This is a genomic window from Micromonospora sp. NPDC048898 (assembly GCF_043198035.1).
GTDB lineage: Bacteria > Actinomycetota > Actinomycetes > Mycobacteriales > Micromonosporaceae > Micromonospora.
This window is the reverse complement of sequence record NZ_JBICUF010000001.1, coordinates 17641-29710: the sequence shown is the minus strand read 5'-3', so window position 1 is coordinate 29710 and position 12070 is coordinate 17641. Positions and strand designations below refer to the sequence as shown.

Annotated in this window: 11 protein-coding genes and 14 tRNA genes; 22 read left to right on the top strand and 3 right to left on the bottom strand. The window is 68.9% G+C overall.

Annotated features, from left to right (window positions below; all coding sequences use genetic code 11):
* The first annotated feature begins 269 nt into the window (after positions 1 to 269).
* The 16 genes from ACGFIQ_RS00210 (at position 270) to ACGFIQ_RS00135 (ending at position 3593) form a co-directional block, all read left to right on the top strand.
* Positions 270 to 1730, top strand: coding sequence for an endo-1,4-beta-xylanase (locus ACGFIQ_RS00210; protein ID WP_393237006.1), 1461 nt, complete (start codon positions 270 to 272; stop codon positions 1728 to 1730).
* 213 nt (positions 1731 to 1943) lie between these two features.
* Positions 1944 to 2075: a hypothetical protein gene (locus ACGFIQ_RS00205; protein WP_357065083.1), complete on the top strand. Its 132-nt coding sequence runs from the start codon at positions 1944 to 1946 to the stop codon at positions 2073 to 2075.
* 73 nt (positions 2076 to 2148) lie between these two features.
* Positions 2149 to 2221, top strand: a tRNA-Trp gene (locus ACGFIQ_RS00200).
* Positions 2222 to 2329: 108 nt separating this feature from the next.
* A tRNA-Pro gene (locus ACGFIQ_RS00195) sits at positions 2330 to 2405 on the top strand.
* A 1-nt stretch (position 2406) separates the two neighbouring features.
* Positions 2407 to 2479: transfer RNA gene (locus tag ACGFIQ_RS00190), tRNA-Ala, on the top strand.
* Between the two features lie 97 nt (positions 2480 to 2576).
* Positions 2577 to 2653 (top strand) — tRNA-Gln (locus tag ACGFIQ_RS00185).
* Between the two features lie 8 nt (positions 2654 to 2661).
* Positions 2662 to 2737 (top strand) — tRNA-Leu (locus ACGFIQ_RS00180).
* A gap of 1 nt (position 2738) precedes the next feature.
* Positions 2739 to 2813 (top strand) — tRNA-Met (locus tag ACGFIQ_RS00175).
* Between the two features lies 1 nt (position 2814).
* Positions 2815 to 2898 (top strand) — tRNA-Leu (locus ACGFIQ_RS00170).
* 101 nt (positions 2899 to 2999) lie between these two features.
* Positions 3000 to 3075, top strand: a tRNA-Asp gene (locus ACGFIQ_RS00165).
* A gap of 1 nt (position 3076) precedes the next feature.
* Positions 3077 to 3153: transfer RNA gene (locus tag ACGFIQ_RS00160), tRNA-Ile, on the top strand.
* 1 nt (position 3154) lies between these two features.
* Positions 3155 to 3227: transfer RNA gene (locus ACGFIQ_RS00155), tRNA-Arg, on the top strand.
* 48 nt (positions 3228 to 3275) lie between these two features.
* A tRNA-His gene (locus ACGFIQ_RS00150) sits at positions 3276 to 3347 on the top strand.
* Positions 3348 to 3350: 3 nt separating this feature from the next.
* Positions 3351 to 3434, top strand: a tRNA-Tyr gene (locus tag ACGFIQ_RS00145).
* A gap of 6 nt (positions 3435 to 3440) precedes the next feature.
* Positions 3441 to 3513, top strand: a tRNA-Arg gene (locus ACGFIQ_RS00140).
* A gap of 9 nt (positions 3514 to 3522) precedes the next feature.
* Positions 3523 to 3593: transfer RNA gene (locus ACGFIQ_RS00135), tRNA-Cys, on the top strand.
* Between the two features lie 31 nt (positions 3594 to 3624).
* Here ACGFIQ_RS00135 and ACGFIQ_RS00130 read toward each other — a convergent pair.
* The gene (locus ACGFIQ_RS00130) at positions 3625 to 3804 is read right to left on the bottom strand and encodes a hypothetical protein (RefSeq protein WP_393237002.1); all 180 of its coding nucleotides are present in this window, start codon (positions 3802 to 3804) and stop codon (positions 3625 to 3627) included.
* 144 nt (positions 3805 to 3948) lie between these two features.
* Between ACGFIQ_RS00130 and ACGFIQ_RS00125 the strand changes: the two genes are divergently transcribed.
* Positions 3949 to 5178 carry a cytochrome P450 gene (locus ACGFIQ_RS00125; protein WP_393236999.1) on the top strand — a complete coding sequence of 410 codons (1230 nt, stop codon included), beginning with the start codon at positions 3949 to 3951 and terminating at the stop codon, positions 5176 to 5178.
* Entirely contained in the window at positions 5175 to 5402 is a 228-nt protein-coding gene (locus ACGFIQ_RS00120; RefSeq protein ID WP_393236996.1) for a ferredoxin, read from the top strand. The genes ACGFIQ_RS00125 and ACGFIQ_RS00120 overlap by 4 nt, the downstream gene beginning before the upstream one ends.
* A gap of 130 nt (positions 5403 to 5532) precedes the next feature.
* Here ACGFIQ_RS00120 and ACGFIQ_RS00115 read toward each other — a convergent pair whose 3' ends face one another.
* Positions 5533 to 6891 (bottom strand): serine hydrolase domain-containing protein, encoded by a 1359-nt coding sequence (locus tag ACGFIQ_RS00115; protein WP_393240199.1) that lies wholly within the window; start codon positions 6889 to 6891, stop codon positions 5533 to 5535.
* 8 nt (positions 6892 to 6899) lie between these two features.
* Here ACGFIQ_RS00115 and ACGFIQ_RS00110 point away from each other — a divergent pair, with 8 nt between their 5' ends.
* Complete coding sequence (locus ACGFIQ_RS00110; protein ID WP_393236993.1) at positions 6900 to 7391, top strand: TetR/AcrR family transcriptional regulator C-terminal domain-containing protein; 492 nt, start codon at positions 6900 to 6902, stop codon at positions 7389 to 7391.
* Positions 7392 to 7493: 102 nt separating this feature from the next.
* Here ACGFIQ_RS00110 and ACGFIQ_RS00105 read toward each other — a convergent pair whose 3' ends face one another.
* Positions 7494 to 8714, bottom strand: coding sequence for a CynX/NimT family MFS transporter (locus ACGFIQ_RS00105; RefSeq protein WP_393236990.1), 1221 nt, complete (start codon positions 8712 to 8714; stop codon positions 7494 to 7496).
* Positions 8715 to 9206: 492 nt separating this feature from the next.
* Here ACGFIQ_RS00105 and ACGFIQ_RS00100 point away from each other — a divergent pair, with 492 nt between their 5' ends.
* The 3 genes from ACGFIQ_RS00100 to ACGFIQ_RS00090 all read left to right on the top strand — a co-directional run bounded on the left by ACGFIQ_RS00100 (position 9207) and on the right by ACGFIQ_RS00090 (position 12014).
* Complete coding sequence (locus ACGFIQ_RS00100) at positions 9207 to 10442, top strand: low temperature requirement protein A (protein ID WP_393236987.1); 1236 nt, start codon at positions 9207 to 9209, stop codon at positions 10440 to 10442.
* Between the two features lie 223 nt (positions 10443 to 10665).
* A complete protein-coding gene (locus ACGFIQ_RS00095) occupies positions 10666 to 11016 on the top strand; it encodes a hypothetical protein (RefSeq protein WP_393236985.1) in 351 nt (116 codons plus the stop codon).
* Positions 11017 to 11306: 290 nt separating this feature from the next.
* A complete protein-coding gene (locus ACGFIQ_RS00090) occupies positions 11307 to 12014 on the top strand; it encodes an alpha/beta hydrolase (RefSeq protein ID WP_393236982.1) in 708 nt (235 codons plus the stop codon).
* The last annotated feature ends 56 nt before the right edge of the window (positions 12015 to 12070 follow it).

Here is a 12070-nt window from a genome sequence, read left to right as displayed (position 1 = left end):
GATCGAATTGATTCGATATATTATCCCGGCAGGGCAGTGTCACTCCGCACGGGCGTACGGCGCGGAGTGCTCGCCATCCACCGGGCGGGCCGGGCATCCGGCGGTGGCCACCGATTCGGGCGCGGCTGGGTTGGCGCCGGCTCGGCGTTACCTGCGGCGTGCTGGTCCAGTGGCGAGCGCGGTGCTCCGTTCGTCGGCCGTGCAGCGAACGTCGGTTCCGTGCCTCGCATCGGCAATGGACCAGACAGCACACCGAGGAGAACGCACAGATGAACGACGTACCCGCTCAACCGAAACGCCGAACCAGGGGCGCCGCCAGGCTGCTTCTGGGCGGGGCCTGCGCCCTGGCGATCACCGTGTCCTCGATGGCCCTGGCGACCTTCGCCCGCGCCGACCTCAGCGGTCCGCCCGGGACCACCCTGAAAGCCGCCGCCGAGCGCAGCGGCCGGTACTTCGGCGCCGCCATGGGGTCGGACCGTCTCACCGACTCCGGCTTCCTGACCATCGCGAACCGCGAGTTCGACATGATGACGGCCGTCAACGAGATGAAGCCCGACGCGACCCAGCCCAACCCCGGCCAGTTCGACTTCCGTCGCGGTGATGCGATCTACAACTGGGCCACCCAACGCGGCATGCGGTTCCGGGGTCACACCCTGGCCTGGCACGCCCAGCAGCCGAGGTTCTGGGGCAGTCTCAGCGGCAACGCCCTGCGAACCGCGATGATCGACCACATCAACGGCGTCATGGCCCACTACAAGGGCAAGCTCTACGCCTGGGACGTGGTGAACGAGGCCTTCGCCGAGAACGGCAGCCGGCGGTCGTCGAACCTGCAGTCCACCGGGAACGACTGGATCGAGGTGGCGTTCCGGACCGCGCGCGCCGCTGACCCGAGCGCGCAACTGTGCTACAACGACTACAACATCGAGAACTGGACGTACGCCAAGACGCAGGGCGTCTACAACATGATCAGGGACTTCAAGTCCCGGGGCGTCCCAGTCGACTGCGTCGGCCTCCAGACCCACTTCACCGGTGGCAGCTCGCTGCCAGGCAACTTCCAGCAGACGCTGTCCAGCTTCGCCGCCCTCGGGGTCGACGTGGCGTTGACCGAGGCCGACGTCACCAACGCCTCGACCAGCCAGTACCAGGGCCTGACCCAGGCCTGCATGAACGTCCCCCGCTGCGTCGGCATCACCACGTGGGGCATCCGGGACAGCGACTCCTGGCGCGGCAACGAGAACCCGCTGCTCTTCGACCGCAACAGCAACCCCAAGCCGGCGTACACCGCAGTCCTCAACGCTCTCAACGCCGCCTCCACCACCGTGCCGGGCACGCCGCCGACCACGGCCCCGCCGACGACCGCCCCACCGACCACCGCCCCGCCGACGACCGCTCCACCGACGACCGCACCGCCGACCACGCCGCCGCCGGGTGGCTGTAGTGCGACGTACCGCATGGTCAACGACTGGAACGGTGGATTCCAGGGCGAGGTCACCGTGGCCAACAACGGCTCCGCCACCCTCAGCGGCTGGACCGTCCGGCTGACGCTGGCCGGTGGGCAGACCATCGCCAATGTCTGGAGCGGCATCAACACCGGCACCAGCGGGACAATCAGCGTCCGCAACGCCGAATACAACGGGTCTCTCGGCGCGAACGCCTCGACCACCTTCGGCTTCCTGGTCAACGGCAGCAGCAGCGCGGCGCCTGGCAGCCTCTCCTGCACCAGCCCCTGACCGGCAACACGTACCGGCCCTCCGCCTCAGGACGCTGACCGGGCCCGGAGCCACCGGCTCCGGGCCCGGATGCCGTCCTGGTCGGCCTCTTCTCGACCATGAGCGGTGCCGGCCACCAGGACGAAGGCGGCTCGGAATATCCGTTGCCATTCGATCGGCACAGCGCCTACCTTGAATGAGCAAGGCCGTTCCGACCAACCCAAGGAGTTCCCCGTGTCGCAGTATGCCTACACCGAAACCACGCGGTTCACGCCGCGCGGCGGTGTCGTGCTGCCCTCGATCGGGCGAGCCCACGATCTGTGCGCGAGTGAGCAAAACTGGAAGCCGGGGTGGCGGCGCGAATAGCGCCAGCGCAAGCTGCGAAGCCGCCCACCCCGACCGGGGCAGGGCGGCTTTCTCGTTGCTGGAGCACCTCGATAGGGGCGTAGCTCAACTGGGAGAGCACCGGCCTCCAAAACCGACGGTTGCAGGTTCGAGTCCTGCCGCCCCTGCTTTTCGTCACGGCTGCGGCCGGTGGCGTCGCAAATTCTCAACTCCACAGTGGATGGCATGAGCAAAACCCGGCCGGCGCCTGCCCGGGCAGGCCGGGGGCACTACCTCCGGGACGAGGGAGACGGCTGACCCGCTCGCTTTGGGAGCGAGAGACACGGGGTTCGACACCCCGGTCCCGGACCACGGGGTTGTAGCTCAGTTGGGAGAGCGCCGGTTCGGCAGACCGGAGGTCGAGGGTTCGAATCCCTTCTTCTCCACGCATTCGTGCCCTCCTGGCATAACTGGTAACGCAGGGGAGGGCACATTGGCGGCGATCGTGGACGCGACCGCGATCCCCGCCGGCCGCTCCACCGTTCCGGGATGCTCTGCTGGCAGGGGCGACGGGAATTTGGATCCCGGTACAGTCGCAGGTTCGATTCCTGCTCCCGGAGCTCATCATGCCCTCGTAGCCCAACGGAAGAGGCGCGGTCGTGAGGCGGCCGTAGTTGCACGTTCGACTCGTGTCGAGGGCACCAAGCCGACGTAGCTCAACGGCAGAGCATCCGGCTCATAACCGGAAGGCCCCCGGATCGACCCCGGGCGTCGGCACCACGCGCTCGTGGTGGAACTCAGGTAGACACGCACGGCTCAGGTCCGTGTGCCGAAAGGCGTGGGGGTTCGACTCCCTCCGAGCGCACACAAGGCCGACGGCGGAGTGGAGCCGCCGGCCCGCGCCACCCAAGGGAGGAACGTTTCGACTCCGCCCGATTCCACTCACCGGCCGCCGGCCGGTTCCATGCTGGCGTAGCTCAGCGGCTTGAGCACCTCGTTGTCAGCGAGGCGGTCGCGGGTTCGAGTCCCGTCGTCAGCGCCACGTCGTCGTGGCCAAGCTGGTTAAGGCACTGCGCTGATAACGCAGAGATCGTGGGTTCAACTCCCTCCGACGACACCATGCCCCCGTGGCTCAGCGGATAGAGCACCAGATTACGGATCTGGGGGTCGCGCGTTCGAATCGCGCCGGGGGTACGCATCGGGATGTGGCGCAGGTACGGCACTGGCCTTCGGGCCGTAGTTGTGGCTGTAGCTCAGTGGTAGAGCGCCCGGTTGTGGCCCGGGAGGTCGCGGGGTCGGTACCCGCCAGTCACCCAAGGGAGTGCGCCACCGATGGTGAGGTGGGCCGGGCTGTAACCCCGGTGCGTTCGCGCTCAGGGAGTTCGAATCTCTCCACTCCCACGCCTTGCCCGCGTAGCTCAGGGGACAAAGCACCAGCTTCCGGAGCTGGGTGGCGGGGGTTCGATTCCCTCCGCGGGCGCTTCTGCCTGGTCGTGTGCCCGAGTGGTGAGGGAGCGGTCTGCAAAACCGCGCACGCCGGTTCGATTCCGGTCACGGCCTCGACTGCCATCCACTGTGCGGAGTGCGCCGGTCAGTTGACTGTCGTCACATGTCGGAGGTCGTCCCGATTGCCGGACAGGATGATCGTCACCTGGCTGGCGTCCACGACCAGATCGACGCACTCCATGCTCCGGTCCAGCAACCACCAACAGGTCGGCACCCCCGACCCCACCCTCGTGCCTCGACGCGGACCAGCCTCCATGGCGATCATCGACGCCTGCCGCTACGATCCGGTATCGGTGAATCACCGAGCGTTGATGTGTGCTGTTGGTAAGACCTGGCCGCTGGCAATCCGGCACCGCTACGCACATGGCGCCGGCCTGAGGATCACGCCGTCTCGACGAAGGAAATCCGGATGACGGAGAGCGCGCAGACCACCGAGAGTCGAACCGTTCCGCCCGCACGGTCGTACCCGTTCAGTGTTCCCGACCGCCTCGTCGTCGATCCGACCTATGGCGAGCTGCGCGAGACCGAGCCGATGACCCGGGTAAGGCTCCCCTACGGCGAGGAGGCGTGGCTCGCCACTCGGTACGAGGACGTCCGTACGGTCCTCGGCGACGTGCGGTTCGGGCGCGCGCCGGCCGTCCAGCGCGACGAGCCCAGGCTCACCCAGCGCCAGCAGGACAGCGGCATGCTGACCATGGACCCGCCCGAGCACACTCGGCTGCGCCGGCTGGTGGCGAAGGCGTTCACGGCACGTCGGGTGGAGGCGCTGCGACCCCGGACCCAGGAGATCGCCGACGCGCTTGTCGACAACATGATCCGGCTGGGTTCTCCGGCCGACCTGGTGGAGCACGTCGCCACGCCGCTGCCGATCCAGGTGATCTGCGAGCTGCTCGGCGTCCCGTACGCCGACCGCGACCGCTTCCACATCTGGTCCGAGGCGATCGTCTCGACCACCTCCCTGCCTCCGGAAACGATCCAGGAGTACCTGAACAGTCTCTGGGGCTACATGGGTGACCTGGTCGCCGAGCGCCGCCGCGAGCCGGGGATCGACGACCTGCTCGGCGCGATGGTGCGGGCCCGCGACGAGAATCAGGATCGGCTCAGCGAGACCGAGCTGGTGGAGCTGGCCGGCGGGCTGCTCGCGGCCGGCCACGAGACCACGGTGACCCAGATCCCCAACTTCGTCTACGTCCTGCTGCACAATCCGGACCAGCTCGCTCGGCTGCGGGCCGACCCGTCGCTGGTGCCGGCCGCGGTCGAGGAACTGTTGCGGTACGTGCCCCTCGGCGTCGGCTCCTCCTTCGCCCGGTACGCCAAGGAGGACATCGAGGTAGGCGGGGTGCTGGTCCGGGCAGGTGAGCCGGTCCTCGGCTCACTGTCGTCGGCGAATCGGGACGGTACGATCTTCGCCGACCCGGACCAGCTGGATCTCGACCGCGAGCAGAACCCGCACCTGGGCTTCGGGCACGGCGTGCACCACTGCGTCGGCGCGCAGCTGGCCCGCATGGAGTTGCAGGTGGCTGTCGCCACCCTCGTGACTCGCCTACCCGGATTGCGGCTCGCCGTTGCAGAAACCGAGCTGGAGTGGAAGCGGGGCATGTTGGTGCGGGGCCTGCTCAACATGCCGGTGGCGTGGTGAGCACCGCGTGGCGGATCGGGGTGGACGTCCGTCGCTGCATGGGCACGGGCATCTGCGCCGGGACCGCACCCGAGCACTTCCACCTGGTCGGCGACCTGTCCGCGCCGCTGGCCGACGTCGTCGCCCCGGCCGAGGTCATCGTCGACGCCGCCAACTCGTGCCCGGTGGAGGCGATCACGGTCCGCGACGCCACCGACGACCGGCTGATCGCCCCGGAGGAGTGACCCGAGATCGGATTCTGCCGGTGCTGGGTGACGACTGCTTCGGTGCCTCCTGGCCGGGGTCGACTTCTTCGGCGGGTCCGAAGATGCCAGCCATGGTCCGCGCACAGCCGAGATCAGCGCGCCCGTGAGGTCAGCCGGCCCGCCAACCGGCCGGGTCGACGCCGCCGGGCACTGGCGCCGTAGGGTCGTAGGGCTGCCGGGTGAAGACGAAGGTGCCAAGATCGAGGTGGCTGACGGCGCCGGTCGCGTCGCGGTGCACCCGCAGCCGTTCGCCGGCGAAGTAGCCGTTGAGCCCCTCCCAGCCGCCGTCGCCGGTGGGGCGCAACCGGGTGCCGCGCCCGCCGGACAGTGGGGTCAACTCCAGGAAGTCATCAGCCTGCGGGCGCAGCACATACGGGGCCGGCCCCCAATACCACGGGCCGGCGAGATCCAGTAGTTGTGGGTCAACCGCGGGCAGCGGTCGCCACGGCGCAGGGATCCGCGGCTCCCGCTCGGCGACCGTCTGCAGCAGATCAGCGGCGAGTGCACCGGCGGACAGGCCGGCTGTCACGTTACCCATCACGACCGCGCCCAGAGCCTCATCGGGGCTGACCCAGACGGCCGCGACGAAGCCCGGCATCGAGCCGGTGTGCCCGGCCAACAACCGGCCGTCGCGGCGCAGCAGCTGCATGCCGAGCCCGTAGCCGCTGTCCCGGTCCGTCGCCTCCGGTGGGCTCGCCGGGGTGCGCATCTGCGCGACGGTGTCCGGATGCAACACCCGGTCGTCGCCGTCGATGAGGAACGCGGCGAACCGGGCCAGATCCGCAACTGTCGACCACAGCTGCCCGGCAGGGGCCATCAGACCGGTGTCCACGGCGGGCTCCGCCAGGAGCACATCGGCCCAGGGGTGCACCGCCCAGCCCGTGGCATGCGGCGCGACCGGCAGCAGGGTGGTCCGGGTCATCTCGAGTGGCTCCAGCACCTCGCGCCGCAGCACCTCGCCCCACGCCTGCCCCCGAACCCGCTGCACCAGCGCGCCGAGCAGCGCATAGCCGGGGTTGGAGTAGTGGTGGCGCTGTCCGGCCGGATGTACCTGCGGTTCGCTGCCCAGCACATCGGTCAGGTCGGGCCGCAGCGTACCCGGGGTTCGTTCCCACCACGGGCCGGGCGCCTCGGCGATCAGCCCGGCGGTGTGCGCCAGCAGCGCACCGACCGTGGCCTGGCCCGCCGCCGTGCCCGGCAGGTGCTCGGCCAGCGGGTCGGTAAGCGCGAGCCGCCCCTCGTCGCGCAGGCGCAGCACCAGCACCGCCAGAAAAGTCTTGGTGATCGAGCCGATCCGGTATTGGAGATCGCCATCCGGCACCCTGCCGTCCACCGTGCCCCGCCCGTCCACCCACACAGGACGGCCATCACGCACCACGGCAGCGACGACCGAAGGCGCCCGACCCGCCACCTGGCCAGTGGCCAGCCGGTGGACAAGCGCGCGCCGGGTTTCGGGTAGCAGCGGCATCGGTATCGGTGACATGTGGGCAACCTACCGGGCGGCCCGCGCGGCCCGGAACGATCCGACGTGTCCGGATCTGGGACGAGGTCTGCCGCAACTCCGCCAGAATCTCGTACCGGGTCCTGTCGAGCCACAACGCCTCAGCGCACCTGTTCACCAACAAGTTTCCGCTCGGCCCGAACGGCCTGGTCGTCCGGGAACGGATGCTGGCGGCCCTGTTGCAGGCCGGGTTTCCCCCTGTGGTGTCCGTGAACACGGTCGCGATGATCTCCCATTACGTGGTGGGATTCGCGATGCAGAACGACGCCACGGTCAGCCGTTCGACGCTGGAGGACACCTTTCTGGGCGGAGACGGGGACCGGTACCCTGCCACGGCTTCGGTCGTGCACCTCCTGCCCCGTCCGCTGGACGAGGAATTCGAGTTCGGGCTAGATCTGATTCTCCAAGCCCTGAACAACGGGCTCCCGGGTTCCACACCTCCAATGGGGTACGGATCAGTTACGTGAATCTCTGCTGCTCCTACCGACCGCCTGGTACTCCAGCCGGGGATCGTGATCATGCTTCGCGGCGTGGACGAGGAGCGCCAGGGTGATCGTCCCAGCGGTGCGTCAGCGAGCGAGCTCGTCCTCGACGAACGCGGGCCTCGCAAGCGTGATCGCCGGGATGGTCGCCACGAGGGTGACAGCGAGCAGGAACAGCAGCGGCAGGGTCCACCCGCCGCTCACGTCGTGCAGCAGCCCGACGAGCAGCGGACCGAGCGCGCCGAGCGCGTACGCGACCCCCTGGGCGAAGCCGCTCAGCGCGACGGTGCCGCCGTGGGAACGGGTGCGAACGTTGATGAGCACGAGGCAGACCGGGAACAGGATCGACCCTGAGCCGATGAGCAGCACCCAGAGCAGTGTGAGTGTCGTGGGCGCGAGCAGCAGGCCGAGGTAGCCGGACAAGAAGCTCACGACACCGGCGGCGATCAGCCACCCGACGTTGCGCAGCCGCGCGACGAGTAGGGGCGCGACGAATGCGCCGGGCACGCTGATGATGCCGGTGGCGGCGAGCAGCACGCCGGCCTCGGTCGGCGTCGAGCCGGCGATGTCGCCGAGGATCTCGGGCAGCCACGCGAAAGCCGCGTAGGTACAGATCGTGCTGGTCGAGAATACGACGGTGATCGACAGGGCCACGCGTGACCGCCACAGTCGCGAGACGAGGGCGGTAGGCGGGGACTCGACGGCGCCGGCATCCGAGAGTCGCTGGCGGCGCTCCCGCGCGATGATGACGAGCCACGGAACGAGCGCGACCATCGAGGTCACCGACCAGATGCCGAGCGAGAACCGCCAGCCGATCTGCGCGGAGACCGGGGCGGCGACCGCGGCGGGCACGGCCGTGCCCACGCCCACGACGCAGACGTAGACGGCGGTCAGCAGTGCTACCCGGTCGGGGAAGTGCCGCCGCACGATCGGCGGCAGCAGCACGTTGCCGATGCCCGTACCGGCGAGCGCGACGACGCTGCCGGCGAGCAGCACCGCGAAGCCCGGGGCGAACGCGCGCACGAGATGGCCGAGGGTCATGAGCAGCAGCGCGAGCACGATGCCGCCGTCGAGGCCGAAGCCGCGGGCGACGCGCGGCGCGACGAACCCAGATGCCGCCAGCAGGATCGGTGGCAACGTGCCGAGCAGCCCGACGCCGATGTTCGATATTGGGATGTCCACCCGGATGTCGGCGAGGATCGGCGATATCGTGGCAACCGCCTGGCGCAGGGTGAATGCGACGAGCCCGATGCCCAGCAGCGCGGCCGTGCGTCCCGCCCACAGCGGAAGGCGGCGGTGCTCGGACATCCCCCGACTCTAGTACTCCACCCCGGGGATGTTGACCTTGGCCGAGCCCACACGTCGGGTGACGAGAAGGCGAAGACAGTCGCCATCGCTGCCACAGGGCAACCACTGCGCGCGCCCCGGGAAGGCGTTGACCTCTGAGAATGCGTTGCGTGTCTGTGGACAACAGGCGTGTTGTCCACAGGTCCTCGCGGGTGGCCTGGAGGAAGCCCGAAGATCGCTTGGCAATCTGGTGGCGAGACGTCAAGGGGAGTGGCCAGGCATGGACGATCGACAGTGCCCGCACGTCGGCGATGAGGCCCCAGCCCGCGGTGCACGTGGGTGGATCGGGGAGATCAGCGCACTGCTGACCGCACTGGCGGGACTCGTGGCGGCGATAACGACGATGATCGTCGCTCTCGCAGCGAGCCGTTAGACGCGGGCCGCCGTCGGGGCCTGACGCAACCCTCTGACGACCGACTCGTTGGTGCGACAAGGGGCGGACGGAGGCGGGCGATGGCGGCGGGGCACGGCGCTGACCTGCTGCGCCCTCCCACGAGTTCGGGTCGCGCCACGTTCCTGGAGCTCTTCTTCGATCTGGCCTTCGTCGTGGCTCTCACCCGGGTCTCGGAACGATTCGCCGGCCTGAACGACGACACTGGCTGGGCGCTCGTCAGCGGGTTCGGTCGTACGCTGCTGCTCTTCCTGGCGCTCTGGCTGATCTGGTCACACACCGCCTGGATCACCAGTCGATACGAACCAGAGCGGTCGATCATCCAGGCCGTCGTGGTCGGCACCATGTTCGCCGGCCTGGTCATGGCGGTGGCGCTCCCACGCGCCATGGAGGAGCGAGCGCTGCCGTTCGCGATCGCGTACCTGACGGTGATGGTGGTGCGGCCAATGGTGGTCGCCGCCGCGCTGCGTGGCCATCCGCGACGGCTGGTGCCGTTCCGGCTTTCGGTGTGGGCGGCGGCGAGCGCACCGCTCTGGCTGGGCGGCGCGCTGGGGCCGGACCGACTCCGCCTGCCGCTGTGGGCTGTCGCCCTTGCCGTCGACTACCTCGCCTGGACACTGGGCTGGCCGTTGCCGTGGCTCGGAGCCTCGAAGATCGGCCGTTGGCGGATCGCCGGGACGCACCTCGCCGATCGTTACCAGCAGGTGTTTCTCATCGCGCTCGGTGAGTCCATCCTGATCATCGGCGTGGTCTTCAGCGGCACGGACTACTCCGCCGGGCGGGCAGCCGCCTTCGGGATCGCGTTCGTCACCAGCGCGCTGCTCTGGCGGATCTACTTTCACCGCGCCGGCCTGTTGTTGACCGATGCGTTGGAGCGGGCGGGCATGCCCGGTCGGCTGGGCGCGGCGTCGGAACGCACTCATCTGCTGATCGTGCTCAGCGTGCTCGTCACCTCGGTCGGGTACGAGCTGGTGATCGATCACCCGTACGGGCTGGTTCGGCCCGGTTGGCTCCTGTTCGTGGTGGGCGGCCCGATGCTCTTTCTCGTCGCCCGTATGCGGCTGGAGTACGAGATCTTCGGCCGGCATTCCCGTTCCCTGTTGATCGGCCTGGTGGCCCTGCTGCTGGTCACGCCGGCGTTGGCCCGTTGGGCGCCGATGGCCGGGCTGAGCGTGGTGGCCGGGGTGCTGGCCCTGATCGCGCTGCGCGACGCGCTGTGGAACCGGGGCCGGCCGCGGGATGTTCCCGCGTCGCCGATCGGGCGGGAGACGTCCCACGACCGCGACTCCGAGGCGTGACCGCGCGCGACCGTGTGCTGGCCCGAGCTGTTTGCCGTGTCGGCCAGGGCGGACGGTTGGGGGCCCTACTGTCGTTGGAGAGGGATTCCTTTCTTGAGCTGGAGATGGGATGGCCGACTCGACGAAGCGTTGAAGGAGCGCCCGAACATCCCCTATCCGGCGAGCCTGATCACGCCCGAATGGCGGGTCGAGGAAGCGCTGAGGCTGCGGCTGGCGGAGCTCGGTGGCACCGTCGAGTTCGGCACCGCGCTGCACAGCTTCGTGCAGTCGGACGAGGGAAGGCGAACGGCGGCTGTTCGACCTGACCCGAGGCGGACAGTTCACGCTGCTGAGTTTCGGGGGCACGCGGGGCGAACCTGCGGTCGCGGCTCCTCCGTCTGGCCTCAGGACTCTTCGTGTCGTCGGGCAACCGACCGGCCCCGACGACATCGCCGACACCGAGGGTCATCTTGCCAGCGCCTACGGCGCGGGCGATCGTACCCTCGTGCTCATCCGTCCCGACGGCTATCTCGCGCTGATCTCCGATGCCGGTGACGTCTCGGCGGTATCGCACTATCTCGACGCGATCGGCTGACCCGTTGCCCCGGTCGCCCCCATGGCGGCCGAACTCCGTGAAGGGCTGAGTGCCGAGGTCCCCTACAGCCGGCTTTCCGGATCTCGCGGACAGCGGTCCGACCACTCTGAATACTGGATGCTGCACCGCTCCCAGACCGGGAATGAAGACAGGTGGGCGGCCGTCAAGGGAAAAGCCCGGTCAACACGTGCGCGTCGTCCGGTCTGCCCCGACACGTCCAGCAATAGCGGGCCTCTCGAAAGGAATGCCAGATGAATGCTGCCTCTGACATGTCTGCCCAGGAGGCAGGGATGCCCACCATCGTGCTGGTCCATGGCGCATTCGCCGATTCGTCGAGTTGGAATGGGGTGATCGCTCACCTCAAGCGCCGAGGTTATCCGGTCCTTGCCGTCGCGAATCCGCTGCGCGGAGTGCAGAAGGATGCCGCCTACGTGCGGTCTGTGGTGGACAGCGTGTCCGGACCGGTCGTGATGGCCGCTCACTCCTACGGCGGATCGGTGATGACCGAGGCTGCGGACGGTGCCTCCAACGTCAAGGCTCTGGTGTACGTCGCCAGCGTGAGCCCGGACGTCGGCGAGAGCATAGCCGAGTTGACCACCAAGTTTCCGGGAAGCGCGCTCCTCACCTCCATCAAGATGGTGCCGTACGCCGTCGACGGGGGTGGCACGGCCATGGAGCAGTACATCTATCAGGAGAAGTTCCCGGAGGTGTTCGCCGCCGACGTCGACCCCGACGTCGCCGCGCTGATGGCGGTGACGCAGCGGCCGCCCACCGCGGACGCCCAGACGGAGAGCGTGACCAAAGCCGCCTGGAAGACGATTCCCTCCTGGACCCTGATCAGCACCCAGGACCGGGGGATCCCGCCGGACCTGCAACGCTTCATGGCCAAGCGGGCCGGATCCACCACTGTCGAGATCGAGGCTTCCCACGCGGTGGCCGTCTCGCAGCCCGGCCCGGTCGCAGACTTCATCGACTCCGCCGCCCGCGCGACAGTCTGACCGGGGAGCGCCTTCCGCAACCTGTCGTGGCGGGGTCACCGGCCGAGTTGGGCGGT